26 protein-coding genes are annotated in these 25,247 nt (G+C 72.2%); 14 read left to right on the forward strand and 12 right to left on the reverse strand.

Going from position 1 to position 25,247, the window contains the following annotated elements; genetic code table 11:
• Window positions 1-171: 171 nt before the first annotated feature.
• Window positions 172-678 carry a GtrA family protein gene (locus ACFY1H_RS37360; protein WP_366583536.1) on the forward strand — a complete coding sequence of 169 codons (507 nt, stop codon included), beginning with the start codon at window positions 172-174 and terminating at the stop codon, window positions 676-678.
• On the opposite strand, the gene ACFY1H_RS37365 is transcribed toward ACFY1H_RS37360, so the two are convergent.
• Together ACFY1H_RS37365 and ACFY1H_RS37370 are read right to left on the reverse strand one after the other, a co-directional pair.
• A complete protein-coding gene (locus ACFY1H_RS37365; RefSeq protein ID WP_366583537.1) occupies window positions 608-2,782 on the reverse strand; it encodes a glycosyltransferase family 2 protein in 2,175 nt (724 codons plus the stop codon). The genes ACFY1H_RS37360 and ACFY1H_RS37365 overlap by 71 nt on opposite strands.
• Complete coding sequence (locus ACFY1H_RS37370) at window positions 2,779-3,723, reverse strand: NAD-dependent epimerase/dehydratase family protein (RefSeq protein ID WP_386954439.1); 945 nt, start codon at window positions 3,721-3,723, stop codon at window positions 2,779-2,781. The genes ACFY1H_RS37365 and ACFY1H_RS37370 overlap by 4 nt, the downstream gene beginning before the upstream one ends.
• A gap of 268 nt (window positions 3,724-3,991) precedes the next feature.
• Between ACFY1H_RS37370 and ACFY1H_RS37375 the strand changes: the two genes are divergently transcribed.
• The 3 genes from ACFY1H_RS37375 to ACFY1H_RS37385 are packed head-to-tail and all read left to right on the forward strand — an operon-like array spanning window position 3,992 to window position 6,148.
• Entirely contained in the window at window positions 3,992-4,465 is a 474-nt protein-coding gene (locus tag ACFY1H_RS37375) for a helix-turn-helix transcriptional regulator (protein ID WP_366583538.1), read from the forward strand.
• Between the two features lie 2 nt (window positions 4,466-4,467).
• Window positions 4,468-5,052: a hypothetical protein gene (locus ACFY1H_RS37380; protein ID WP_386954442.1), complete on the forward strand. Its 585-nt coding sequence runs from the start codon at window positions 4,468-4,470 to the stop codon at window positions 5,050-5,052.
• A gap of 7 nt (window positions 5,053-5,059) precedes the next feature.
• Entirely contained in the window at window positions 5,060-6,148 is a 1,089-nt protein-coding gene (locus ACFY1H_RS37385; protein WP_386954445.1) for a hypothetical protein, read from the forward strand.
• Here ACFY1H_RS37385 and ACFY1H_RS37390 read toward each other — a convergent pair.
• Window positions 6,090-6,611: a 2'-5' RNA ligase family protein gene (locus ACFY1H_RS37390; protein WP_386954447.1), complete on the reverse strand. Its 522-nt coding sequence runs from the start codon at window positions 6,609-6,611 to the stop codon at window positions 6,090-6,092. The two genes, ACFY1H_RS37385 and ACFY1H_RS37390, sit on opposite strands and share 59 nt — an antisense overlap.
• 133 nt (window positions 6,612-6,744) lie before the next feature.
• On the opposite strand from ACFY1H_RS37390, the gene ACFY1H_RS37395 reads away from it, so the two are divergent.
• On the forward strand, window positions 6,745-6,906 hold the full coding sequence (locus ACFY1H_RS37395; protein WP_386954450.1) for a hypothetical protein: 162 nt from the start codon (window positions 6,745-6,747) through the stop codon (window positions 6,904-6,906).
• Between the two features lie 29 nt (window positions 6,907-6,935).
• Here the strand turns inward: ACFY1H_RS37395 and ACFY1H_RS37400 are convergent, their stop codons facing one another.
• Both ACFY1H_RS37400 and ACFY1H_RS37405 read right to left on the reverse strand, forming a co-directional pair.
• A complete protein-coding gene (locus ACFY1H_RS37400; protein WP_366583542.1) occupies window positions 6,936-7,352 on the reverse strand; it encodes a nucleoside deaminase in 417 nt (138 codons plus the stop codon).
• The gene (locus tag ACFY1H_RS37405; RefSeq protein WP_386954453.1) at window positions 7,349-8,206 is read right to left on the reverse strand and encodes an LLM class flavin-dependent oxidoreductase; all 858 of its coding nucleotides are present in this window, start codon (window positions 8,204-8,206) and stop codon (window positions 7,349-7,351) included. The genes ACFY1H_RS37400 and ACFY1H_RS37405 overlap by 4 nt, the downstream gene beginning before the upstream one ends.
• Window positions 8,207-8,300: 94 nt before the next feature.
• On the opposite strand from ACFY1H_RS37405, the gene ACFY1H_RS37410 reads away from it, so the two are divergent.
• The 4 genes from ACFY1H_RS37410 (at window position 8,301) to ACFY1H_RS37425 (ending at window position 12,109) form a co-directional block, all read left to right on the forward strand.
• On the forward strand, window positions 8,301-8,750 hold the full coding sequence (locus tag ACFY1H_RS37410) for an Lrp/AsnC family transcriptional regulator (protein WP_366583544.1): 450 nt from the start codon (window positions 8,301-8,303) through the stop codon (window positions 8,748-8,750).
• Window positions 8,751-8,844: 94 nt separating this feature from the next.
• Window positions 8,845-9,564 carry an SRPBCC domain-containing protein gene (locus ACFY1H_RS37415; RefSeq protein WP_366583545.1) on the forward strand — a complete coding sequence of 240 codons (720 nt, stop codon included), beginning with the start codon at window positions 8,845-8,847 and terminating at the stop codon, window positions 9,562-9,564.
• A gap of 92 nt (window positions 9,565-9,656) precedes the next feature.
• Complete coding sequence (locus ACFY1H_RS37420) at window positions 9,657-11,180, forward strand: CehA/McbA family metallohydrolase (protein ID WP_366583546.1); 1,524 nt, start codon at window positions 9,657-9,659, stop codon at window positions 11,178-11,180.
• A gap of 95 nt (window positions 11,181-11,275) precedes the next feature.
• Complete coding sequence (locus ACFY1H_RS37425) at window positions 11,276-12,109, forward strand: hypothetical protein (RefSeq protein ID WP_366583547.1); 834 nt, start codon at window positions 11,276-11,278, stop codon at window positions 12,107-12,109.
• Window positions 12,110-12,261: 152 nt separating this feature from the next.
• On the opposite strand, the gene ACFY1H_RS37430 is transcribed toward ACFY1H_RS37425, so the two are convergent.
• Both ACFY1H_RS37430 and ACFY1H_RS37435 read right to left on the reverse strand, forming a co-directional pair.
• The gene (locus tag ACFY1H_RS37430) at window positions 12,262-12,864 is read right to left on the reverse strand and encodes a hypothetical protein (RefSeq protein WP_366583548.1); all 603 of its coding nucleotides are present in this window, start codon (window positions 12,862-12,864) and stop codon (window positions 12,262-12,264) included.
• Between the two features lie 87 nt (window positions 12,865-12,951).
• Complete coding sequence (locus ACFY1H_RS37435) at window positions 12,952-13,521, reverse strand: TIGR03086 family metal-binding protein (RefSeq protein WP_386954459.1); 570 nt, start codon at window positions 13,519-13,521, stop codon at window positions 12,952-12,954.
• Between the two features lie 63 nt (window positions 13,522-13,584).
• Between ACFY1H_RS37435 and ACFY1H_RS37440 the strand changes: the two genes are divergently transcribed.
• Window positions 13,585-14,328: a helix-turn-helix domain-containing protein gene (locus tag ACFY1H_RS37440; protein WP_366583550.1), complete on the forward strand. Its 744-nt coding sequence runs from the start codon at window positions 13,585-13,587 to the stop codon at window positions 14,326-14,328.
• Window positions 14,329-14,483: 155 nt separating this feature from the next.
• Here ACFY1H_RS37440 and ACFY1H_RS37445 read toward each other — a convergent pair whose 3' ends face one another.
• The 4 genes from ACFY1H_RS37445 to ACFY1H_RS37460 all read right to left on the reverse strand — a co-directional run bounded on the left by ACFY1H_RS37445 (window position 14,484) and on the right by ACFY1H_RS37460 (window position 18,220).
• Entirely contained in the window at window positions 14,484-15,890 is a 1,407-nt protein-coding gene (locus ACFY1H_RS37445; protein WP_386954463.1) for an MFS transporter, read from the reverse strand.
• Between the two features lie 80 nt (window positions 15,891-15,970).
• Window positions 15,971-16,771: a trypsin-like serine peptidase gene (locus ACFY1H_RS37450; protein WP_386954465.1), complete on the reverse strand. Its 801-nt coding sequence runs from the start codon at window positions 16,769-16,771 to the stop codon at window positions 15,971-15,973.
• Window positions 16,772-16,897: 126 nt separating this feature from the next.
• The gene (locus ACFY1H_RS37455; RefSeq protein WP_386954468.1) at window positions 16,898-17,251 is read right to left on the reverse strand and encodes a hypothetical protein; all 354 of its coding nucleotides are present in this window, start codon (window positions 17,249-17,251) and stop codon (window positions 16,898-16,900) included.
• Between the two features lie 147 nt (window positions 17,252-17,398).
• The gene (locus tag ACFY1H_RS37460; RefSeq protein ID WP_386954472.1) at window positions 17,399-18,220 is read right to left on the reverse strand and encodes an alpha/beta fold hydrolase; all 822 of its coding nucleotides are present in this window, start codon (window positions 18,218-18,220) and stop codon (window positions 17,399-17,401) included.
• A 109-nt stretch (window positions 18,221-18,329) separates the two neighbouring features.
• Between ACFY1H_RS37460 and ACFY1H_RS37465 the strand changes: the two genes are divergently transcribed.
• From ACFY1H_RS37465 to ACFY1H_RS37480, 4 genes are all read left to right on the forward strand, one after another.
• Window positions 18,330-19,010 (forward strand): GntR family transcriptional regulator, encoded by a 681-nt coding sequence (locus ACFY1H_RS37465; protein WP_366583554.1) that lies wholly within the window; start codon window positions 18,330-18,332, stop codon window positions 19,008-19,010.
• A gap of 77 nt (window positions 19,011-19,087) precedes the next feature.
• Window positions 19,088-20,506, forward strand: a complete 1,419-nt coding sequence (locus tag ACFY1H_RS37470; protein WP_366583555.1) for an aldehyde dehydrogenase family protein — start codon at window positions 19,088-19,090, stop codon at window positions 20,504-20,506.
• A 31-nt stretch (window positions 20,507-20,537) separates the two neighbouring features.
• A complete protein-coding gene (locus ACFY1H_RS37475) occupies window positions 20,538-21,623 on the forward strand; it encodes a Zn-dependent alcohol dehydrogenase (RefSeq protein ID WP_386954475.1) in 1,086 nt (361 codons plus the stop codon).
• Complete coding sequence (locus ACFY1H_RS37480) at window positions 21,623-22,774, forward strand: acyl-CoA dehydrogenase family protein (RefSeq protein WP_386954478.1); 1,152 nt, start codon at window positions 21,623-21,625, stop codon at window positions 22,772-22,774. The genes ACFY1H_RS37475 and ACFY1H_RS37480 overlap by 1 nt, the downstream gene beginning before the upstream one ends.
• A 33-nt stretch (window positions 22,775-22,807) precedes the next feature.
• Here ACFY1H_RS37480 and ACFY1H_RS37485 read toward each other — a convergent pair whose 3' ends face one another.
• Complete coding sequence (locus ACFY1H_RS37485) at window positions 22,808-25,126, reverse strand: transketolase C-terminal domain-containing protein (RefSeq protein ID WP_386954481.1); 2,319 nt, start codon at window positions 25,124-25,126, stop codon at window positions 22,808-22,810.
• Window positions 25,127-25,247 lie beyond the last annotated feature (121 nt).

Raw genomic sequence — 25,247 nt, forward strand, 5'->3', positions numbered from 1 at the left:
TTCCGTATCGTTTACGCGACAAGCACGCTGATTCCTCTTTGTACATGACGCCTTGAACACGTCCGAACCTATCGACCAGGTGCTGATGATCACCTGGCAGACAGCTGTGAATCTACTGTGCGTCGGGGGGCCGGACGGCAGGCCGATCGGCCCGAGGGGAGACTGGGGGACATGACGACGGTAACCAACCCGGTGGAGCCTCGCACAACGGAGGATTCACCCCGGCCCCTGCGTCGCCTCGCCGGTAGGTTCTTCCGCGCGGCCACCAGTTCGGTCGCGGCGACTTTGCTCAGCCAGGCGGCGTTGCTCACGGTGCTCGCCATCGGCGGGGCTCCGTGGCTGGCCAGCGCGTTCGCGTTCGCCGCGGGCGCGGTGCTGAACTTCTTCCTCACCCGCCGCTGGGTCTGGGGCCGGCGCGGCCGGCCGGAGGTCGGGCGCGAGCTGCTGCCCTACGTCGTCGTCATCTCGATCGGCGGGCTCGCCTCCGTCGGGCTCACCACGCTCACCGGTCACCTGCTCGCGCCGCTGAACCTGCCGCACGCGTGGTGGGTCATCTTGATCGACGGTGCGTACGTGCTCAGCTACGCTCTGGTTTTCGTGGTGAAGTTCACGATGCTCGACCGCTTCGTGTTCGCCCGCGGCGCAGCACGTACCCCCGCCACCACGTCCCCGTCATGACCCGCGCGTAGTTCGCGCCGTAGACGACGCTGCCGCCCTTCTTGCTCTTGCCGGCCTTGCGCAGCCGCATGCTCATGGGCCGTTCGAGCACCCGGGCACCGCGCGCGGTGACTCCCAGCAGCAGTTCCGAAGACTGGTACTGCGGCTCGTTGAGCGGGACCGCGCACGCGAGCTCCGCGCGCATCGACCGGAACCCGAAGGACGTGTCGGTGATCTTCCGCCACGTCAGCGCCGAAGCCAGCCACGCGAACACGCGCACGCCGAGCCAGCGCATGCGGCTGTCGGCCTCTTCGTGGCCCAGCCGCCGCGATCCCGTGACGAAGTCGGCGGTGTCGTCGAGCAGTGGTGCGACCAGTTCCGCCATTTCGCTGTTGTCGTACTGGCCGTCGCCGTCGGTCGTCACGACGTAGCGCGCGCCGCGTTCGGCCGCGAGGTGGTAACCGAGGCGCAAAGCCGCGCCCTGGCCCCGGTTCGTCGGCGCGACGCACACGTACGCGCCGTGGTCCTCCGCGATGGCGGCCGTGTCGTCGCTGCCGCCGTCGACGACCACGAGCACGTCGACCGGCAGGCCGAGGCATTCGTCGGGCATCTTCTCCAGCACCTGGCCGATTCCGCCGGCCTCGTTGTACGCGGCGATCACCACCGTCAGCTCCGACAGCTTCGCGCCCGGGTGCCGGTCGTCGAAGTCCGCGACCGCGCCCACGTCCACGGCGTCCGGGTACGCGGCGAGGCGCCGACGGCTCGCGGCCGTGAGTGTGGTGAAGCCCAGTGCGCCCGCGACGGGCAGCAGCACGAGCGCGGGCAGCTGATACCGCCACGAGAACTCGAACACCGCCGACGCGAACAGCAGGAAAAGCCCGGTGCCGGCGGCGAAAAGCGCACCGCTGCGGGCCTTGTCCCGCGGTTTCTTGCGGCGCAGCAAGGTGAGCAGCCCCAGCAGTGCGAAGAACCCGAGCACCGCGCCGGGCACGAACCCGCCGTTGATCTGGTAGTCGCGCAGGAACGTGGCGATCGGCTCGTTCACGCTCGGATCCACGCCGTCGTACTGCTGCGTGTAGAAAGCGGTCACCGGGGGATCGGACCAGTACGGATAGGTCTGCTGGAACTGCCAGCGGTCCACCGGCACGTCGTTGATCGCGGTGGCGCGGGTGAACCGGAAGCTCTTGGAGAAGTCGCTGAGGATCGCCTTCGCGACGTCCCACCACTGCGCCTTGAGCACCTGCACCGAGAATTCGTGCGCCAGCGCCGTCTTGTCCGCACCGGGCGGCAGCGGGCCGGGCCACGCGGGGTCGAGGTCGGCGTGCGTGTAGTTGTCGACGAGGCGGGTGGAGACGTCCTCGGTCGGGCAGAACACCTTCAGCGTCGGGTCGAGGTCGAGCTTCGCGCAGTCCGCGACGGCGGCCGTGCGCCCGTAGAGCATGCTGCCGGACGGACCGCTCAAGCCCCACTTTCCGGTCTGCGCCTTGACTTCCGCCGCGTACGGCACGAGCACGACGAGGATCGCGAGCAGCCCGACGCCGGCGTTGCGCCAGCCGCGCCACGACCGCCACGCGCTGCCCGCGCTCAGCACGTACAGCAGGAACGGCGCCGCGAGCACGACGCCGATCAGCCGCACCACCACGGCGAAGCCGATGACCAGACCGGCCAGGGCGATCCGCCGCCAGTTCGGCTTCCCCTTCGCCAGCAGCAGCCACAGCAGACCCAGCAGCAACGCCTCGAAGACGACCTCGGACATGATGTTCTGCTCGATCTGCAGCTGGTAGGCGTCCAGCAGCAGTGGCGCCGTCGCCAGCGCGCCGACCCAGCGGCGCGCGCCCAGGCGCAGCGCGAGCCGGTAGATCCCCACCGCGATCGCCAGCCCGCCCAGGTGCTGCAGCGCGGCGACGAACGACAGCCCGCCGATCGCGAGCAACGGCCGCAGCACCAGGTCGTAGCCGATCGGATTCAGCTGATCGGCCCGCAGCGCGTGCAGGTTGTCGAGGTAGCGGAAGGTGTCGATGTAGATGATCGCCGGCCGGTACGCGACCCAGGTCAGCACCCGCAGCGTCGTGCCGAGGACGAGCAGGACGAGCAGGAAGGCGTGGCGGCGGAGGAACAAGCTCACGGGGTCGCTTTCAGGTCCAGTTCCGAGAAGTACTTCCAGGCGGTGGCGAGGCCGTCGGCGAGCGAGATCGCCGGGGTGAAGCCGATGGTCCCGGCGCTGGCGGACACGTCGACGACGACCGCTGGCATCTCGCCCTTGGGCGCGGCCACGTGCTCGACGGGCAGCTCGGCACCCGTCACGTCGCGCACGGTCTGCACCATCTCCAGCACCGACACGGAGTGGCCGGCGCCGACGATCGCCCGGCCGCTGTAGCCGCTTTCCAGCGCCAGCGCGATGGCGCGCACCACGTCGTCCACGTGCACGAGGTCGCGGCGCTGCTCGCCCGTGCCGTACACGCGCACGCCCTCGCCCGCCATCGCGGCGCGCATCATGCGCGGCACGAAGCTGTCCTTGTGCGACATGCCGGGGCCGTAGACGTTGGTGAACCGCAGGGCGCACGTCGTCATGCCGTACGCGCCGGAGTAGCCCGACAGCAGCATCTCGCACGCGGCTTTCGTGGCCCCGTACGGAGTGAGCGGCCGGGTGGGCAGGTCCACGGTGATGGTCGATGTGCCGACGTCGCCGATCACCGCGTTGGTGGAGGCGAGCACGAAGGTCTGCACCCCGCGTTCGCGCGCGAGCTCCAGCAGCCCGTGGGTCACGGCGACGTTCTCGGTGAACGTGTCGTCGGGCAGCTCCACCGACTTCAGCACCGACGTGAGCGCCGCGAGGTGGACGATGGCGCCCGTACCCGCGGTGACGGCGGCCTCGCGAGTCTCCGCGTCGCGCAGGTCGCCGGTGACCACGCGCACGCCCGCGTCTTCGGTGACGTACGGGACCCGGTCCACGACGGTGACGGGGTAGCCGCGATCACGCAGCTCGCGTACGGCCGCGCGGCCGATGAAGCCGCTGCCACCGGTGACGACGACGGGTGTCCTTTCAGGACCGTTCTCCAGCACCATGGCGCACAACCTACCTCCGCAGCCTGTGAGCCAGGACAGCGGACGAGCGCCGCGGCGCCGGTCGATCGCCGTTCGGTCCCGGATGTCCGGTAGGTCCGCCCGCCCCCGGCGCCCGCGTGTGGCCACCCCCAGTGACCACACGCGGGCGCCCGTTTCGTTTTCGCGACATCCCTTGGCGGGGAGTGTATCGTTCACGGGACGGTTGATGTCAAGTTTTCGTGACAGCTATGCTTCACGTCGTCACGAGCGGAGGACGGTTGGGGGACTGATGACCGGGACGCCGGACACCGGGGACGCGGCGAGCGGTCCCGGCGAGGACACCAGCTTCGCCGAACGGCTCGCGCACTTGATCTCGACGGTGCACCCGCCGGACCGCAAGCCCTACTCCTACCGGGAGATCGCGCAGGGCGTCGCCGAGCTCACCGGGGTGAGCATGTCGGCCACCCACGTGCAGCAGCTCGCGGTCGGGGCGCGGCGCGACCCGAAACGCTCGCACATCCAGGCGCTCGCGCGCTTCTTCGGCGTGCCCGTCACCTACTTCTTCGACGACGACGTGGCCGAGCGCGTCGACGGGCAGATCGCCGACGTCGTCGCCTGGCGCGACACCGGCGCCCGCGACCTCGCGCAGCGCGCGATGCGGCTCTCCGAACGCGACCGCGACACCGTGTCGGCGCTGGTGGACCAGCTGAACAGCTACGACGCCGGGCGCGAGCGCACCCGCCGCGGGCGCAAGCCCGAGTAGCTATGCTGATCATCGCCGGGGCGCCGCGGTGCACCCGGCTGGTCCAGCCGCCGAGCGCACCGGGAGGGGTCATCGACCCGAGCCTGAGAGCGCGCGCCCGCACCGGAGTGCGCGAGCTGCTGCGCGACGTGCCGCCGCCGCGCCCCTGGTCGATGAACGCGTGGGTCGACCGGCTGGAACGGCACCGTGGCCGTGACATCGACCTGGTGGCGGTGGAGTACGAGCCGGGCCGGCCGTCGGGCGCCTGGCAGCGGCGCGCGGACTACGACCTCGTCGCCTACACCGCCGGCACGTCACCGTTGCACCAGGACCACATCATCGCCCACGAGCTCGCGCACCTGCTGTGCGAGCACCGCGGGTCCTGCGTGATGTCCGACGCGGAGGCCGCCGCGCTCGCACCCGACCTCAGTGCCCACACGCTGTCGCACCTGCTCACGCGCGTGACCACGGACGTCGACGAGTACGAGGCCGAGCTCATCGCGGTGCTGCTGATGAGCGCGGCGACGGCCGAGGCCGAACCGCTCAAGCCCGGTGCGTCCGGGCGCTCCGCCGATCGCGCGCGGCGGCTCGCGTCGCTGCTCGGGTAGCGGCCGGATGATCGACGCGCTGTTCTTCGGGGTCGGGCTGGTCGCCGTGGCCGTCGGCGCCTGGCGCGCCGTGCGGGCGCGGCGCACCGGCGCGGGTGCCGGGCTGGCGACGAGCCTGATCGCGCTCGGTCTCGCGTTGTTCTTGCTGGCCGACAGCGCGCAGGCGATCGAGAGCCGGATCTACCCGAGCCTCGGGCGGCTGCTGTCGAACCTCGCGACGATGGTGGCCGCGTACGGCATCGAGGTCACCGTCGCCGAGATCGGCGGTGTGGCGGAGAAACGGCGCCGCGGCCGCCTCGCCGCTCTCGTGGTCGCGCTGGTCGTGCTGGTGGTCTCGTTCTTCTCGACCCGCGGCCTGCCGGTGGGCATCGGCCTGTTCGACGAGCTGTACCGGACCAATCCGACGCTGGTCGCCTACGTCGTGGTCTACACGCTCTACCTCGGGTTCGCGGTGGTGGACATCGCGATCGTGTCGGCGGGCGCGGTCCGCGCGGGCGCCGGCGCGCTGCGGGCCGGCCTCGGGCTGATGCTCGTGGCGTGCGTGTTCGCGCTGGCCTACCTCGCGGGCAAGATCGTGGACCTCGTCGCCGACGTGAGCGCCGAGCACCCGGTCGCCGTGGTCTGCCGCGGCGCGTTCTCGACGGTCGACTGCGCGCTGGCCGTGGGTTTCCCGGCGATCTCGGTGCTGCTGATCGTGGTCGGCCTGACCGTGCCCGCGCTGCCCGCGGCCGGGCGCGCGGTGCGCGACGCGCGGACGCGGGCCGAGCTGCGCCCGCTGCGCGAGCACCTCGCCGGGCGCTTCCCCGATGTCGTGCGCCTGGGTCGCGCGGGCGCGACCGGGCGCGAGCGGCTGCTGACGGTGCTGAGCGAGGTCAACGACGGGCTGCTGCTCGCCGGCATCCCGCCGTCGGCTCCGCCCGAGGCGGCGGCCGAGCTGCTGCGGGCCGGCGGTGGCGACGCCGTGGCGGACGAGCTGGTGCCCGAGGGCGACCGGCAGGGCGACACCGCGTTCGCGGCCGACGTCGCGCGGCTGCGGGCTATCGCGCGGGCGTTGCGAGCGGAGCGGTCAGCCGGAGCTGCCAGCCCTGTTCGGTGAGCACGACCAGGTGCAGCGCCTCGGCTCGCGCCGTCAGCGGCAGGAGCTGCTCCACGCGCCGCGCCACCTCGGAGTTCTGCTCGTCGCTGCCGCCCATCGCGACCGTGACGTGGGCCGGCGGGTGCGGGCCGAAGCGGCCGCCGTACGGCCGGACGCCGGGCCAGCGGTCGCACGCGGCGTCGGCGAGCGGCTGCAGCGCCGGGGCCGGCGCGGCGACGAACCCGGGGGCGACCACGAGGTCGGCCAGCGCGACGTCGACCGCTTCGTGGGCGGCGGCCAGCGCGGTCACGGCGGCGTCGGCCTCGTCCGTGAGCTCGGTGGCGGGCAGGAACGGGTAGAGCGCCGTGACGTGCGGGGGCAGGCCGGGCCGCACGAGCGCGGGACTGACCGCGACGGCGGCTTCGAGCAGGCCGGCCGCGGCCGGGAACTCGACGACGAGGGCACTGGTTCCGGGAGCGGGCACGAGGTGATCTTCCCGCATCCGCGCCGTGGCGAGGAATTGAGGCTCACCTACGTTCTCGGGTGTACCCGAATGGGAACCCTAAGTCTTTCCCAAGTTTTCCGCTGCATTGTGGACCGGGCCCTACACTCGGTGAATGAAGATCGTCCTATGGACCGCATTGTGCGGATTGTGCGCCCTCGCCGGCCACGTGCTCCTGGACGTCGTGGCTGTTTCCCTGCTCCTGGCCTGTGTTCCCGTGCGCCGGGAAGTCGGCCGGGGAGCCGAAGAAAGAGAATTGATCACCACTCGCGGCTGATATTCGCCGGTTCGTCGTGCAATTGCAATTCAGTGGTAATAACCGGCCACGGGCACGCGGGCTTCGTCGAACAAAGCGGGACCCTGCAGTTCGAAACTCGCGCCGGGTGCCGGTGGTTTGAGGGTGGCCAGCTGCTGCGTGGACAACGCGAAGACCACGCGGCCGAGTCCCGATCGTTCGATGGCGCCGGTGCACATCCCGCACGGCTGGCAGCTCGTGTACATCGTCGTCAGCGCGGCCGTCTCGGGGCTGAGCTCGCGCGCGGCCCAGCGCGCGAGCTTCAGCTCGGGGTGCGCCGTGACGTCCTGGTCGGTGAGCGACGTGTTCCACTCCTCGACGAGCACCTTCCCCTCGGCGCTGGCGAGCAGCGAGCCGAACGGCGGGTTCCCGCTGGCCCGCGCCGTGGCGGCGAGCTCGATCGCACGGCGGAGCAGGGCCTCGGTCATCGTGGTCCCCTTTCGAGGGAGTGCTGCTTCCAGGCGTCCGCGACGGCCGCGAGTGCCTGCCAGGCCGCCGAGGGCCGCCGGGTCTCTTCAGGGTCGCCCGAGAACGGGTCGAACACCACGTCTTCGGCGCCGAGGCGCCGAAGTTCCTCCAGATCGCCCACGATCTGCTCCAGCGTGCCCTCGCCCGCGAGCCGGTCGGCGGGTGGCGCGTCGGTGAGCCGCAGGACGATCCGCGGCGCGAAGCCGGGCACGGGTTTGTCCTCGGCGGCGGCGTGGTCCCGCAGCCGGCCGAGCGCGTCGCGCACCCAGGGCAACCGGAAGCGCAGCGGATGCCACGCGTCGCCGAAGCGCACCGAACGGCGCAGCGCCGCGTCGCTGCCGCCGCCGATCCACAGCGGGACCCGGCCCGCGCGGTAGTCGTCCTCGTCGGCCCACGCGCTGCGGATGGTCGCCAGGTGCGCGTCGGTCAGCGCGCCGCGGCGTTCGAACGGCACGCCGAGCGCCGCGTACTCCTCTCGCGCCCAGCCGACGCCCACGCCGAGCACGAACCGGCCGCCGCTGAGGTCGGCGAGGTTCGCGGCCATGCGCGCCGTGAGCAGCGGATGCCGGTAGGGGAGGATCAGCACGGTGGTGCCCAGCCGCACGTCCGTCGTCGCGCCCGCCAGCCACGACAGCGTGGTGAACGGCTCGTAGAACGGCGCGGGGTACTGCGCCGCCACGTCGGGGGTGATGGCGACGTGGTCGGACACCATCAGCAGGTCGTAGCCGAGCCCCTCGCTCGTCTGCGCCCACGCGCGCAGCACACCGGGGTCGGCGCCGGGGCCGAAGTTCGGGATGTTCACACCGAGTCGCACGCCGCCAACGCTATCGACGCGGACCCGGGCCGGTGAAGGGATTCCGTCCGGGATATCGGCCCGATGGCCGTGGATCTGCCGGTAGATTGCGGGAATGGCCGAGACTCTCGACGACACCGACTGGGCGATCCTCACCGAGCTGCAGCAGGACGGCCGGCTCGCGCTCACCGAGCTGGGCAAGCGCGTGAGCCTCAGCGCGTCGGCGGCCACCGAGCGCGTGCGCCGGCTCGAGGCGCTCGGCGTGATCACCGGCTACCGCGCCGAGGTCGACCTGACCAAGGTCGGGTTCGGCGTGCTGGCCGTGGTGCGGCTGAAGTTCCCCGGCAACCGCCACGAGGCGCTGCACCGGCTGCTGGCCGAACGCGCCGAGCTGCTCGAATGCCTGCGCACCACCGGCGACGACTGCTACACGCTCAAGGTCGCCGCCACGTCCATGGCGCACCTCGAGCAGCTCATGGGGGAGCTGGCGCGGTTCGGCAGCACGACGACGAACGTCGTCTACAGCCAGACGCTGCCGTACCGGGGGCCACGCAAACCCGCCTGAAATTCTTCCGCGCCGATTTGTCGAAGCGCGCCCGCCTCCTTCGACGCATCCGTGACGGGGCGCACCTGGCGTCCCTCGGAGCGGAGGAGCCGACATGGGCACGGAGATCGACGTCCGGTGGGAAGGCGTGCTGGCGGGGACGCCGGAGCAGGTGTGGGACGCGTTCACCGCGCGCACCGGCGGCTGGCTGTGGGAGATCGCGTACGAGCCGCGCCGCGGCGGTGCCGAGCGTGGCCTGACGCCGACCGGCGGCACCGTCGTCGAGTGGGACCCGGCGCGGCGGTTCGTGACGCGCGCGGACTCGGCCGACGGGTGGTTCAACCAGCTCGACTACGACCTCGAGCCGCGAGAAGCCGGCACGCTGCTGCGCTACCGGCACCGTTCGGTCCTCGGCGAGGACCACGACGTGCAGCTCGACTCGTGCCTGCACCACACGAAGTTCTACTACCACTCGCTCACCGAGTACGTCCGCCACTTCGCGGGCCGCGACGCGACGTACGTGTCGGCCGGAGCGCCGGAGTCCTCGGCCGACGGCGGGTTCACGGCGGTGTGCGACGCGCTCGGCGTGGGCGACGCGGCCGTCGGCGACCGGGTCGTGGCCGCGGGACCGGCGCCGATCGAAGGCGTCGTCGACTACCGCACCGACCGCTTCCTCGGCATCCGCACTCCCGGCGCGCTCTACCGCGTCTACGGCCGCGACGCGTGGGGCTGGCCGGTCGCCGTCGCGGCGCACGTCTTCGACGGCCCGGCGGAGAGCGAAGTGGCCTGGACCACTTGGCTGGCCGGGGTTTTCCCCGCGGGAACAGGTGAGTAGCCCGGGTCGCCGAGTGTTCACCCGCGCGTCGTTGATGGCGGCGCTCGCCCTCGCCTAGCGTCGGGCCGTCTTCGACCTATGCGGAGGAACGCATGTCCACTGGGGATCTCAGCCGGCGTAACTTGTTGCGCGTGAGTGGTGTCGTGGCGGCCGGAGCGGCGATGGGCATGCTGCCCGGCGTCGCGTTCGCGGCTCCCGCGCCGGGCACGGCGCAGCAGACCAAGACGGTCACGGGCACGTTCAAGCCCGACGTGCCGGACTGGTACTACCTGCCCGTCGACGTGCCCCGCGGGGTCAAGCAGATCGATGTCGTGTACTCCTACGACCGGCCGTCCGTGCCCGCCGGCGTGCGCGGAAACGCCTGTGACATCGGCATGTTCGGCCCCGAGGGCCACGACCTCGGCAACGCCCGCGGCTTCCGCGGCTGGTCCGGCGGGTTCCGCGACCGCTTCTCGATCAGCGCTTCCGAGGCCACCCCCGGGTACGTCGCCGGTCCGATCAAGCAGGGCCGCTGGCACGTGATCCTCGGCCCGTACACGGTGGCGCCGCAGGGCATGAACTACCGGGTGGACATCACTCTGACGTTCGGCGCGGACGACAAGCCGTTCAAACCGAACCCCGCGCCGGAGACGGCGCCGGCCCGCCAGCGCGGCAAGTCCTGGTACCGCGGCGACTGCCACCTGCACACCGTGCACTCCGACGGCAAGCGCACGCCGGACCAGCTCGTCGCCGACTCCCGCGCGGCCGGGCTGGACTTCATCGTCTCCACCGATCACAACACCAAGAGCTCGCAGCTGATCTGGGGCGACTACGCCACCGACGACCTGCTGATCCTCAACGGCGAAGAGGTCACCACGCGCTCGGGGCACTGGCCCGCGATCGGCCTGCCCGCCGGTACCTGGATCGACTGGCGCTACCGCGCGTCCGACGCCGCGGACTTCCGGCACTTCACCGACCAGGTGCATCGCGCGGGCGGCCTGGTCACCGCCGCGCACCCGTTCGCGAACTGCTTCGGCTGCACGTACGAGTTCGCCTACGAGATCGCCGACCTCGTCGAGGTCTGGAACGGCCCGTGGACCCAGGACGACGAGGCCAGCGTCACGCACTGGGACGGCCTGCTGCGCGGCGGCCGCTGGATCCCGGCGATCGGCGACTCCGACGCGCACAACCCGGACCAGGTCGTGGCCCTGCCGCACACCGTGGTGAAGGCCAACAGCCTCCGCCGCGCCGACCTGCTGGCCGGCCTCAAGGCGGGCCAGTCGTGGCTGGCCGAGTCGAAGGACGTGAACCTCGAGTTCGGCGTGTCCGGCGGCGGGCGCAGCGCGGGCATCGGCGAGCGGCTCACGGCCGGCACCGGCACCGCGGTCACGGTGAGCGCGACGGTGACCGGTGCGCCGGGCACCACCGTCACGTTCCTCGACCAGCTCGGCCCCGAGCACGTCGAGACGGTGCCCGCCGGCGGTACCGCCACCGTGACGTGGACCACCTACCCGCGCTACAGCCGGTGGGTGCGCGTGGAGGTGCGGCGTCCGTCGGGCGGCCCGAACACCACCACGCCGAACGCGATGGTCGCTATGTCCAACCCGATCTTCCTGGGCGCCGCCGACGGCAAGTGATCCCGGCCCGTCCTCCTTCACCCACACACGGGCCCTACCGGTCGTCCGGGCAGAATTGTCCGAACAGGTCTTGTGAGAAGGGTGGGGGAGGACGGGTGCGCGGGTGCGGGGTCAAAGCGGCGATCGCTGCGGTCGTCGTGGTCCTCGTGGCCGTGGTCGTCGTGGTGGTGGTGCTGTCGCGGGGCAGCGACGTCTCGACACCCGGGTGCACGGTCACGTTGCCGAAGGAGCCGGGTCAGCAGGACGCGACGCAGTACACGCTGCAGCCCGACCAGATGAGCAACGCGGCGACGATCGCCGCGGTCGCCTCGAAGGAGGGGCTGCCGTCGCACGCCGTCACGGTCGCGCTGGCCACGGCGTTGCAGGAGTCGAAGCTGCGCAACCTCAGCGGCGGTGACCGCGACTCGGTCGGCCTGTTCCAGCAACGGCCGAGCCAGGGCTGGGGCACGCCGGCGCAGCTGCAGGACCCGGTCTACGCGGCCACGGCGTTCTACACGAAGCTCGCCAAGCTCTCGGGCTGGGAGTCGATGCCCATCACCGAGGCGGCGCAGGCGGTGCAGCGCTCCGCCGCACCCGACGCCTACGCCCAGTGGGAACCCGTCGCGCGCGCCGCGGCGAGCGCGTTGACCGGCCAGATCCCGGCCGCGCTGACCTGCCGCAACATCACCGTCGGCCCGGCCACCGCCGACCTCGTGAAGACCGCCGACGCCGAACTGGGCACGGCCCGCCTCAGCGGCGCCCACCCGGCCGCGCAGGGCTGGGCGATCAGCACCTGGCTGGTCGCCCGCGCCGCCACGGTGGGCGTCGACAAGGTCACCTTCGCCGGCCAGACCTGGACGGCCGAGTCGGGCGCGTGGACGGCCGACCCGGCCGTCGGGCCCAACCTGACGCTGCATCAGGTGCCGGCTGCGCCACCGAGTTCGCGCTGAGCGTCCACTTCGGACTTTCAGCCCGCGAGCCCGTCGACCAGCTCCGCGGAACGCCGCCACAGCCGCGCCACTGCGGCGCTCGGCCTGCTCGGCGGCCGCGGTCTTCGGCAGCTCGTCGAGCTGTTCACCAACGACGCCTCGCCTCTCCCGAGTCAGCGCCCGCCACGGCGGTCGTTGATGGTGACCTGGTGCGGCGCGGCGGTCCCGCAGTCGTCCTGGTGATACAGGGCAAGCGTGTCAATATCGGTGGTGATCGCCGCGTTCGCGCCAAGGCAGTCGGGATCCAATTCGATCGTCACGGTGGTGCCCCGCCCGTGGGATGCGGTGAATGACTCGGGCGATCCGACCGGGCGCAGGCCGGAGAGCTCCTGGCTCAGGCCACTCCCGGCCCGCCACACTTCGACGACCGTCCGTCGGCTCACGACTGCGGCGGCCGCGAGTGTCCATCGGTCCGGGCCCAGCAGCGATTCGAAGTAACCGCGTTCCGGCACGCGGCAGCGCTCGGCCGGGCAGAGCTGGTCGTCGGTGATCGAGAAGGTGAGGTCACCGAGAATCTCGACTCGGACCACAGGGCTGCGCGGGTCAGCCAGATGCGTTGCGGGATGGACGGCGTGGCCGATGACGCCAATGAGGACGTCGGTCGGCAGCTTCGGGTCGTCGAGAGTGACACCGAAGTACATCCCCGGCCAGTGGCGAACAGACTCGTCGAACTCGATCAGCTTGATGTCCGCAGTGCTGTATTCGCGTTGTGGCACAACACAATTCTACGTCGTCCGCCCATCGCGCGGGTCTTCTCGGGCGTCCACGCCGGGCCGGCTGCGGTCACCTCACCGGCCGGGAGACTACGTCCAGGCGGGATCGCGGCCGGTCAGGCCGAGGATGCGGTCCAAGGTGGGTGCGTCGGCCGGTACCTCGACCTCCGGTCCGTACATGCCCATCGCCCGCCCCTGCTCCACGCCGGCGAGCACCGTGTCGTGCAGGTGCGCCAGCAGGTCGGCGGGCAGGTCCAGCCGCTGCCCGGTCGCGGCGGCCAGGTCCCAGCCGTGCACGGCCAGCTCGCCGACGATCATGTTGCCCATGACGGGCGCGGGCAGCGTGTGCGGTGTGCCCATGGTCGTCTCGCCCTGCCAGGCGCTCGGCGGCGCCCACGACGACGTGAGGTCGTCCAGCAGGGCGAGCAGGCGACCGCGCCAGTCGCCGGCCGTCAGGTCCACATCGGACTCGGCCGCCGCCGGCTGCGGAACGGACTCCTTGCGGCCGGCGCCGGCGAGCGACGGACCCCAGAACAGGAGGTGGTTGACCAGCGCCCGCACGTCGTACTCCGTGCACGGAGTCTTGTTGGCGAGCTGGTCGTCGGTGATGGTGCCGGCGAGGGCGGCCATGGCCCCGGCCGCGTCGGATACGTGTGACATGGGGGCGACGCTAGGCGGTGCGGGCCGGGGGGTATTGGACAAAGGCGACGTACACTCTGCCGGGTGGGGCGGGATGTTCGTGAGCTGCGGAGTGCGTGGACCAGGTATCAGAGCCACGCGTTCCACGACCCGTCGCCGGCGCTCGCGCCCTGGGTGGAGCGGTACTGGGAGGCGCGCTGGGACTACGCCGAGCCCTACCGGCAGAAGATCGTGCCTTACCCGAACGTGCACCTGTCGTTCGGCGGCGGCCGCGCGGACGTCAACGGCGTGTGCAGCGGCTACCGGATCAAGGTCCTCGGGGGCCGCGACCACGTCTTCGGCGTCGCGTTCCGGCCGGGCTGCTTCCGCTCGTTCCTCGGCGCCTCCGTTTCGACGATCACCGACCGCGTCGTCCCGGCGGCCGAGGTTTTCGGCCCCGACCTGCCCACGACGCTCGACGTGCCGACCGTGGACGCGTTCCTGCTGAAACACCTGCCGGACGACGACCCCCGGGTGCGCCAGGCGGTGGCCGCGGTCGAGCTGATCGCCGAGGACACGGCCGTGACGAGGGTCGAACGCCTCGCCGACGAGCTGGGGCTGAGCGTGCGGGGGCTGCAACGGCTGTTCGCGGAGTACGTCGGCATCGGGCCCAAGTGGGTGATCCGCCGCTACCGCCTGCACGAGGTGACCGCGCGCATGGCTGCGGACGGGGCGATCGACTGGGCCGCGCTGGCGGCGGACCTCGGCTACGCCGACCAGGGCCACTTCATCCGCGACTTCAAGAGCATGTTCGGCGAGCCGCCGACCTGGTACGCGCAGCGGTACTAGTCCGCCTCCCGCGATTCGCGAACTGCCGTTCCCCGCCGGGGCCGACGCGTTCCAGCCGGTGGGCCAGCACGCCCGCGCCGCCGATGAACAGGTCGATGCCGCGGCCGGAGCTGCGAGGTCGAGCGGGGCGGTGAGGAGCTTGAGCGCGCTCCAGGTCAAGTTCGCGTGGCGAGCGTGGGTTCCGGCGCGCTCTCGGGCACGTGGTCCGTGCGCCGCCGGGTGGCGATCGCGACGCCGGCCAACGACGTGGCGAGGCCGGTGCCGACGATGAGCAGCCAGCCGCGGCGGAAGGCCGCGAGGTCCTGCGCGCCGGCGTAGATCGCGACGAGCACGGCCGTGCCGAGCACCGTGCCGATCTGACGGCTGGTGTTGATCATCGACGATCCCGCGCCCCAGCGGGCGGCGGGCAGGACGGTGGCGACGATGCCGGAGACGCTCGGCATGGTGAGGCCCACGCCGACGCCCGTGAGCAGCTGCCCGGGCAGCATCGCTGACAGGTACGCCGGCTCGGGCCCCATCCGCAGCAGCCACACCGTCACGCCTAGCGCGAGGGCCAGGCCGCCGGCCGCGATCACCGGCCCGGGGCCGGTGCGGTGCGCGAGCCGACCGGCGAGCTGAGACATCGGCACGACCACGAGCGGGCCGGGCGCCAGCGAGAGGCCCGCCACGAGGATCGAGTCGTGCCACTGCGAGGTCAGGAACAGCACGTTGCCGAACAGCATCGCGCCGAAGCCCGCCGAGAACACGGCGACCGCGAGGCACGCCAGCCACAGCGTCGGCACGCGCAGCGCCGGCAGGTCGAGCACCGGCACGGCGTGGCGCGCCGAGCGCCACGGGACCCACGCGAGCGCCACCGCGGCGACGGCGAACGCGATGAGCACCGTCGGCGAGCCCCAGCCGCGGTCGGGCGCCTCGACCAGCGCGTACGCGAGCGCCCCGACACCCACGAGCAGGCCGAGCGCGCCGAGGAGGTCGGGCACGCCGGTGGTGCCGTCGCGCGTCTCGCGCAGCACCCGCGGCCCGAACCCGAGCGTGAGCAGGCAGATCGGCAGGTTCACCAGGAACACCCAGCGCCACGACGCTTCCACCAGCAGACCACCGACGGGCGGGCCGAGCGCCGCCGCCACCGCGCCGATCGACGCCCACACCCCGACCGCCATCGACCGCCGGTGCGGCGGGAACGCAGTGAGCAGCAGCGCCAGCGCGGTCGGCATCACCAGCGCCGCACCCACCGCCTGCAGCGCGCGGAACGAGACCAGCAGCTCGATCGACGTCGCCGCCGCGCACGCGGCGGAGGCCAGTGTGAACACCGCGACGCCCAGCAGGAACAGCCGACGGCGGCCGTAGCGGTCGGCCAGCCGGCCCGCCGGGGCGAGGAAGGCGGCGAAGAGCACGGTGTAGCCGTTGAGCACCCACGACGTCGTCGCGAGATCGGCGCCGGTGAAGGCCGTGCGGATCGCCGGGAACGCGACCGTGACGATGAACAGGTCGAGGCTCGCGAGGAAGGTCGCGGCCGAGACCACGAGGAGGACCGCGCCGGGACGGACCGGGGCTGGGGACATGAACGGGGCTCCCGTCGACTCGGTTGGCAAAAGCAACCTAGCTGGCGGAAGTCCGTCCCTACAAGAGACTGTGCTGGTTGTTACCTGCCGGAACCAGCCGTGACGGAGCCGTAGAGCCGCTGCATGTCGCCGTCGAAGTAGGCGCTGTAGGACACGTCCGGGGCGTCGCCGCCCTGCTCGTAGCCGCCGATCACGCCGACCACCGTGCCGAGCCCGGTCGCCGGGTCGGCCGCCGTGACCCACGGGCCGCCGCTGGTGCCGTCGGAGAAGCCGGGGCACTCCACGCGCTGCTGGTAGGTGTCGGACTGGGTCGTGGTGTTGGCGCAGACGACCGGGGCGTCGGCCGTGTCCGGGTAGCCGGTGAGCGTGATCGGGTTCGTGAAGCCCCGGTCCACCCCCAGCCGGTTCGCCCCGGTCAGGCTTTCCAGCGACGCGGCGGTGCCGGGCCGGGTGACGGTGAGGAACGCGAAGTCGAGGTCCTGGTCGGCCGAGGCGGTCCAGCCCGCCGGCACGGCCGCGGCGGTCACCGTCCAGCTGCCGTACGGGGCGACGCCGTCGTGGTAGCCGGGCTCGAACGTGAGGCCCTCGGTGCCGCCGCCGAGGCAGTGCGCGGCGGTGAGCACGAGGTCGCCGGCCGGGCTGTGCACCACGCTGGCGGAGCAGAAGTGCTTGCCCCCGGAGAACAACGCGCCGACCGCGTCGGTGGCCGCGGTCGTGGGTGCCGGTGCGGGTGACGAGGGCACGGCCGCGCTTGCGACCGGGTCGCCGCCGAGCAGCCCGTCGGAGTCCGCGACCGACGTGGACATCGCCGCGCCGCCCGTCAGCACCAGCACCGCGGCGGCCGCCACCGCCAGCGTCGCCCGGGAAACGTTGATCACCACTCGTCCAGGTCAGCACGCTTTCGGGCGCAAAGCACGCTGAGTGCCCGGATGCACAGCAACCTCACAGTGGTGCCGAACGGCGGCACCGGTCCGGGGGATCCCGGCGGCGGGATCCCCGGGCTCGGCTCAGAAACGCGTGACCAGCAGGGTCACGCGCGCTTCGCCCCCGCAGTCGACCAGGACCGGCCCGACGCCCGAACCGAGCCCGTCCGACACCCGGGCCGTGGCCCGGTAGTGCGCCGGGTGCGGGTCGACGACGCGGATGTCGACGAGCGCCGGGTGGTCCGGCAGCCCGCCCAGCACGGACTTCAGCCCGGTGCCGCGCCCGCAGTCGCCGGTGATCGACACTTCCTGGCCCCGCGCGGTGGCCGGGTTCGGGCTCACGTGCACGGTGGCCCGCGCGCCCTCCGGCGGCTGGTCGCCGCTCGCCGACGCGGTGGTGATCCCGATCGTGCCCGCCGCCGCCAGCGTCACCGCCACGGCCGCCACCAGCACCGCTTTCCGGTTCCCACGGTGTTCTCCCTCCTCGGGTGTCCACTTCGGACACCTGCCGCACGGCCCCACGGCGTGGGACTCATCCGGGCAAGACGCTCGCGGTGGCGGCGGAGGTTCTCCGGGTGATCCGGATCACGCGAGATCGTCGAGGAACGCGGTGAGCACCGCCTCGTACGCGTCGGGAGTTTCGTCCTGCGGGGTGTGGCCGGCGCCGGGCAGCACCTGGACTTCACCGCGCCACAGCCGGGGCGAGGTAATGGTGCGCAGGTACTCGAGGTTCACCAGCTGCTCGAGCGCACCGTGCAGGATCGCCACCGGCACGCGGGCGCCGGCGACGATCGCGCGCTCGTCGGCGTTCTCGGCGCTCTGCAGGCTGCGGCCGAGCCCCGCGCGCGCCTCGGGGTCGGTGGCGAGGATGTGCGCGACCGCCGCGTCGAGCGGCAGCGGCGAGCCGAGCGCGAGCTGGGCGCGGGCGTACTCCGCCGCGTCCTCTCGGGACACTTCGCCGGTGAACCCCGTGGCCACGGCCGGGTTCGGCAGGAACGCCGTGGCGAGGTCCGCCGGCGAGGAGACCGGCGGCGTGCCGTGCACGACGATCCCGCGCACGCCGGGCAGCCGCGTCGAGGCCGAGAGCGCGATGTGCCCGCCGAGGCTCCAGCCGACGAGCACGGCGTCGCCGGCGCCCGCCGCCGCGGCGAAGTCCGCGACCACCCGTGCATAACCGGGGATCGAGTAGGTGGCCGGGTCTTTCGCGCGCGCGGACTCGCCGTGGCCCGGCAGGTCGAGCGCGAGCACGCGGAACCGCCGCCCGAAGGGGCCGTCGAGCACGTGAGCCCACGCCGCCGAGGACGAGGAGTTGCCGTGCACGAACACCACGGCGGGGCCGGAACCGGGGCTGGTGCGGTAGGCGATCCGCTGCCCGGCCGCGTCGAGGTTTTCCAAGCGGGATTCCATGCGGCGAACGCTAGGCCGGGCGGCGCCCGCGCGGTAGCGGCCGCACGGCGGATCGTCCGGCGCTACGATGGCGTGAATCGTCGCCGGAGCCCCGCAGGGTGGTCGTTTCGTGGCAGAAGCCGGACAGACGCGGCAGCCGGGGGAGCGGCTGAGCCCGCGGGTGGCCAAGCAGGTCCGCGACCTCATCATGAGCGGCGCCGTGCGCGGCGGCGAACGGCTGCGCACCGAGCACCTCGCCGAACAGCTCGGCGTGAGCGCGACTCCGGTGCGCGAGGCACTGATGTCGCTGACCGGCGAGGGCATGGTCGACTTCCGGCCCGGCCGCGGCTTCAGCGTGGTTCCGGTGACCCGCCAGGACGTGACCGACCTCTACGACACACAGGCCTACCTCTCCGGCGAGCTCGCGGCCCGCGCCGCGGGGCGGCTCACCGCCGCGGATCTCGCCGGTCTGGCCGACCTGCAGGACGAGCTGGAACGCGCCGTGTCCGCCGGGGATCTCGACGCCACCGAACGCGCCGACTTCGAGCTGCACCGCCGCGTGAACCACGCAGCGGCCGCGCCGAAGCTCACCTGGATGTTGTCGCTGACGCTGCGGTACGTGCCGTTCACCGCCTATGCCGACATCCCCGGCTGGCCGCTCGCCGCGCGCGACGGCCACGAACCGATCCTCGCCGCGCTGCGCGAAGGGGCGACCGCGCCGGCGCGCACCGCGATGAGCGCGCACATCCGCCTCGCCGGCGATCTGCTCGTCGACTTCCTCGCGGCGCAGGGCGTGCTCGCGGGCGAGTGACGAATCCGCACTGGGCAGGGCGCGCGAGTTTTCTATAGAATCCGCCGCGAAGGCGGTTCCCGGTCGAAGGAGACTCGGTGCAAGAGCGCAACGTGCTGTACATCGGCGGCGAGTGGGTCCCGGCGGCGGGCGCCGCCACGATCGCCGTCGAGAACCCGGCCACCGAACAGGTGCAGGCGCAGATCCCGGAAGGCTCGGCCGACGACGTCGACCGCGCGGTGCGGGCCGCGCGCGAGGCCTTCCCGGCCTGGTCGGCCACCACCCGCGCCGAACGCGCGGAGCTGCTGCGCAAGCTGCACGAAGGACTCGCCAAGCGCGCCGAGGAGATCGGCGAGACGATCGCGCGCGACGTCGGCACGCCGCTGCGCATCGCCACGCGCATCCAGGCCGCGCTGCCGCAGACCGACGTGCAGACGTATGTGGACCTGCTGGGCGAAGACGCGCCGGAGGAGAAGGTCGGCAACTCGCTGATCGTGCGCGAGGCCGCCGGGGTCGTCGCGGCGATCACGCCGTGGAACTACCCGCTGCACCAGATCACGTGCAAGATCGCGCCCGCGCTGGCCGCCGGCTGCACCGTGGTGGTCAAGCCCAGCGAGGTCGCGCCGCTGAGCGCCTACCAGCTGTTCGACGCGATCCACGAGGCCGGTTTCCCCGCCGGTGTGGTCAACCTGGTCACCGGGTACGGCCCGGTGGTCGGCGAGGCGCTCGCGACGCACCCGGAGGTCGACGTCGTGTCGTTCACCGGGTCCGTGCGCGCCGGCACGCGCGTGGCCGAGGTCGCCGCGCGCTCGGTCAAGCGCGTGACCCTGGAGCTGGGCGGCAAGTCCGCCAACGTGATCCTCGACGACGCCGACCTCGCCACCGCCGTGAAGGTGGGCGTCTCCAACGCTTTCCTCAACGCCGGCCAGACCTGCACCGCGTGGACGCGCATGCTCGTGCCGCGCGAGAAGCACGAGGAAGCCGTTGCGCTGGCGAAGAAGTTCGCCGAGGGCTTCACACCCGGCGACCCGCTGGACGCGAAGACGAAACTCGGCCCGCTGGTGTCGGCGGCCCAGCGCGAACGCGTGCGGGAGTTCATCGCCAAGGGCGTCTCCGAAGGCGCGACGCTGGTGACCGGCGGCGCCGAAACCCCCGAGGGGCTCGACACCGGCTACTTCGTGCGCCCGACCGTGTTCGCGGGTGTGGACCCGGACTCGACGATCGCGCAGGAGGAGATCTTCGGCCCGGTGCTGTCGATCATCCCGTTCGACGACGAGGAAGACGCGCTGCGGATCGCCAACAACTCGAAGTACGGCCTGCACGGAGCCGTCTGGTCGGGCGACCAGGACCGCGCGCTGGCGTTCGCGCGCCGCGTGCGCACGGGCCAGATCGACGTGAACGGCGGCGCCTACAACCCGCTGGCGCCCTTCGGCGGCTACAAGTCCTCGGGCGTGGGCCGCGAGATGGGCCGCCCGGCGCTCGACGAGTTCACCGAGATCAAGTCCATCCAGCTCTGAGCCACTCGAGCGCGACGAAGGAGAAGACACCGTGGTCAAAGCCGTGGTCGTGCGCGAGCCGGGTGCCGTGCCCGAGGTCCGCGACATCGTGCTGCCGCCCGTCGGCCCGGCCGACGTGCGGGTGCGGATCGCCGCCGCCGGCGTCTGCCACTCCGACCTGTCGATGGTCGACGGCACGCTGAAACCCCAGTACCCGTTCGTGCCCGGCCACGAGGCTTCGGGCATCGTCGCCGAGGCCGGCGCGGAGGTCACGCACGTCAGGCCCGGCGACCGGGTCGTGCTCAACTGGGCCGCGGCGTGCCGTGAGTGCTGGTTCTGCCAGGCCGGAGAACCGTGGCTGTGCTCCACGATCGAAGGCATCACGACCTTGCCCCGCGGCGAGGTGGACGGCGAGCCGCTCAACGTCGTGCTCGGCGTCGGTGGGTTCGCCGAGGAGACGGTGCTGCCCGGCAAGTCCGTGGTGCCGCTGCCCGACGGCGTGCCGCTCGACCTGGCGGCGCTGATGGGCTGCGCCGTGCTCACGGGCGTCGGCGCCGTGCGCAACACCGCGAAGGTCCGCAGTGGACAGTCGGTGCTCGTGGTCGGCCTCGGCGGCATCGGGCTCTGCGCGGTGCTGGGCGCGAAGCTGGCCGGCGCGTCGCCGATCATCGCCGTGGACGTCTCGCCGGAGAAGGAAAAGCTCGCCCGCGCAGCCGGGGCGACGCACTTCCTGCTGAGCGAGGAAAAGCTCGCCAAGCAGGTGCGCGGCCTCACCGAGGGCCGCGGCGCCGACCACGCCTTCGAGTGCGTGGGCGCGGCCGCGACGATCCGCACGGCGTGGAGCTCGGTGCGCCGCGGCGGCCACTGCACGGTGGTCGGCGTCGGGCGGCGTGACCAGGAGGTGGTCTTCAACCCGCTGGAGATCTTCCACTTCGCGCGCACGCTCACCAGCACCGTCTACGGCGCGTCCGACCCGGACCGCGACATCCCGGTGCTCGCCGAAGAGGTGCGCTCCGGCGAGCTGAACCTGGAAAGCCTGGTGACGCACCGGATTTCCCTCGACGAGGTGCCCGAGGCGTTCGACCGCATGCGCGCGGGCCAGGGCGCCCGGTCGCTGATCCGGATCGCGGAGGTCTGATGGGAGAGCTCGACACCGAGGAACAGGCCATTGTGGACACCGTGGCCGAGTTCGTCGACCGCGACGTGCGCCCCGTCGCGCGCGATCTGGAGCACTCGGACACCTACCCCGAGGCGCTGATCGAGCGCATGAAGGAGCTCGGCGTCTTCGGCCTGGCCATCCCGGAGCCCTACGGCGAGGTCAAGGTGTCCACGCCGTGCTACGCGCTCGTCACCGCGGAGCTGGCGCGCGGCTGGATGAGCCTGGCGGGTGCGATGGGCGGGCACACCGTCGTCGCGAAGCTGCTGCTCATGTACGGCACGGAAGAGCAGAAGCAGAAGTACCTGCCGCGCATGGCGACCGGCGAGCTGCGGGCCGCGATGGCGCTCACCGAACCGGGCGGCGGCTCCGACCTGCAGGCGATGCGCACGCGGGCCCGCCGGGTCGACGACGGGTACGTGGTCGACGGCACGAAGACGTGGATCACCAACGCGCGCCGCGCGGGGCTGGTGGCGTTGCTGTGCAAGACGGATCCCGACGCCGAGCCCAAGCACCGCGGCATCAGCGTGCTGCTGATGGAGAAGGTGCCCGGCTTCGAGGTCTCGCGCGACCTGGGCAAGCTCGGCTACAAGGGCGTGGAGACGTGTGAACTGTCCTTTTCAGACTGTCACGTGCCCGCGTCGGCGTTGCTGGGCGGGGAAGAGGGCCGCGGCTTCGCGCAGATGATGCGCGGCCTGGAGATCGGCCGGATCCAGGTCGCCTCGCGCGCGCTCGGCGTGGGCCGGGCCGCGTTCGACGACGCGTTCCGCTACGCGCAGGAACGCGAGTCGTTCGGCAAGCCGATCTGGAAGCACCAGGCGGTGGGCAACCACCTCGCGGGCATGGCGACGAAGCTGACGGCCGCGCGCCAGCTCATCCTGCACGCCGCACGGCAGTACGACTCCGGCGCGCGCTCCGACCTCGAGGCCGGTATGGCGAAGCTGTTCTGCTCCGAGGCCGCGATGGAGGTGGCACTCGACGCCATCCGCGTGCACGGCGCGTATGGCTACTCCACCGAGTTCGACGTGGAGCGCTACTTCCGCGACGCCCCGCTGATGATCGTCGGCGAGGGCACCAACGAGATCCAGCAGGACGTGATCGTGCGCCAGCTCATCGCCCGCGGTGGCCTCTAGCCGTTTCGGAGCCCACCGCGGGCGACCGGGGCGTCAGTCCGCGACGTCCAGCGCGGCGCGGATGATGCTGTCGGTGTCGATGCCGTGGTGGCGGTAGACGCTCTCCAGGTCGCCCGACTGCCCGAACCGGGTCACGCCCAGGTGCGCGGCCCGCACGCGGTGCACGCCGGCCAGGAACGCGAGCGTGTGCGGGTGCCCGTCGAGCACCGTCACCATCGGCGCCGAGCGCTCGGACGGCAGCGCGGAGTCGAGGATCCACGTGTCGGCGGTGTCCTGGCCCGAGCGCGCCTGCAGCGCGCGGAACAGCAGGCCCGCGCTCGTCACGCACACGACGTCGGCGTGCTTGCCCAGCGCGTCGAGGCGGTCGGCGGCGGCCAGCGCCTCGGTGACCATCGCGCCCATCGCCACGATCGTCACGTCCGGGCGGGCGACCGCGGCCGTGCGGATCGGGTAGGCGCCGGCCACGACCTGGCGGCGCCGGCGTTCGCGTGCGGCGAGGTCGGTGGGCACCGCGGCGAGGTTCTGCTCCACGGGCCGGGTCGAGAGCCGCAGGTACGCCGACGTGCCGTCGGGCCGGCCGAGGCGGCCCAGCGAAGCCAGCAGCGTCCACTCGACGTCGATCGCGAACGCCGGTTCGTAGGTGATGCAGCCCGGCTGCTCGAGCCCGACCGACGGTGTGGTCACCGACTGGTGCGCGCCACCTTCCGGCGCCAGCGTGACGCCCGAGGGCGTGCCGACGAGGATCGACTGCCCGCCGCCGTAGATGCCGAACGACCACGGCTCCAGCGCGCGTTCCACGAAGGGGTCGTAGAGCACGCCGATGGGCAGCAGCGGCCGGCCCCAGCGCGACCACGTGGTGCCCAGCTCGCCCAGCGCGCTCACCAGGTTCACCTCGGCGATGCCCAGCTCCAGGTGCTGCCCGGTGGGCCGTTCGCGCCAGTGCAGGATCGTTTCGGGGTCGTCGGCGAACCAGTCGACGCGTTCCTGCGGCGACCACACACCGACCTTGTTGACCCACCCGCCGAGGTTGGTGCTCGACGAGACGTCGGGGCACAGCGTCACGACGAGCTTCGCGGCTTCGGGCGCTTCCCGGGTCAGGTCGAGCAGCGCGCGCCCGAGCGCCGCCTGCGTGGTCGTGCGACCCGAGGGCGTGCGGCCGATGTCGGCGGGAATGGCCGGAACCTCGTGGGCCACCACGGGTTCGCGGTGCAGCCGCGCCGCGGTCTCGGCGCACAGACGGGCCGCGGCCGAGGCTTCGGGGAACTTGTGCCACGGGTCGTCGACCGACGTGCCGACGCGCTCGGCCAGCTGCCCGAGCTGCTCGGCCGTGAGCAGCGACGAGTGGTTCTGCGGGTGGCCCTCGCTCGCGAGGCCGAAGCCCTTGACGGTGTAGGCGAAGATCACCGTGGGACGGCGGTCGTCGATGGCGTCGAACGAGTCGAGCAGCGCGGACAGGTCGTGGCCGCCGAGGTTGCGGATCGCGGCGTGCAGCGTCTCGTCGTCGAGCGAGTCCAGCAGCGGTGCCAGCTCCGCCGACGCCAGGCGCTCGCGCAGCTGGGCCGGCGTGCAGCGCAGCAGGCGCTGGTACTCGGGGTTGGGCATGTCGTCGATCCGCCGGCGCAGGGCCTCGCCGCCCGGGCGCTCGAACAGCTCCTGAAGCAGCCGGCCGTACTTGACGGTGAGCACCTGCCAGCCCGCCGCGTCGAACATGCCCTGCAGGCGCGTGGCGCCGATGTTGGGCACCACGCGGTCGAGCGACTGGCGGTTGAGGTCGACGATCCACACGACCTCGCCGAGCTCCTGCACGTTCGGGTCGAGAATGGACTCCCAGACCGCGCCTTCGTCGAGCTCCGCGTCGCCGACGAGCGAGTACTGGCGGCCGGTGCCCGCGCCGCCGGTGGTCGACTCGACGTAGCGCCGCGCCAGCGCGCCCCAGATCGGCGCGGTGGCGCCGATGCCGACCGAGCCCGTGGAGTAGTCGACCTGGTCGGGGTCCTTCGAGCGCGACGGGTAGCTCTGCAGTCCGCCGAACTCGCGCAGCGACGTCAGGTACTTCTCGTCGAGGCCGTCGAGCAGGTAGTTGATCGCGTGGAGCACGGGGGAGGCGTGCGGCTTCACCGACACGCGGTCCTCGGCGCGCAGCCGCGCGAACCACAATGCGGTCATGATCGAGACCATCGACGCGCTGGAGGCCTGGTGGCCGCCGACCTTGAGGCCGGTCGGGTTCGGGCGCACGCGGTTGGCGTGGTCGATGATCGCGGTCGAAAGCCAGAGCACGCGGTCCTGCACCTCGCGCAGGACTTCCGTGTCCGCTGCGGTTCCCGGTGTGCGCTCGGCGGCTGGACTGCTCACGACGACAACGACCTCTCTGCGATCTTCTTGGGCGTAACGCGGTCTTCAGTCCAACAGAGCTGGGTATGCTGCACAACCGATGGTCTGTTCAGTGAGCAGAACGCCCAGAATCGCGCCTTCA

The sequence above is a fragment of the Amycolatopsis sp. NPDC001319 genome (genome assembly GCF_042896185.1).
Classification (GTDB): Bacteria; Actinomycetota; Actinomycetes; order Mycobacteriales; family Pseudonocardiaceae; genus Amycolatopsis.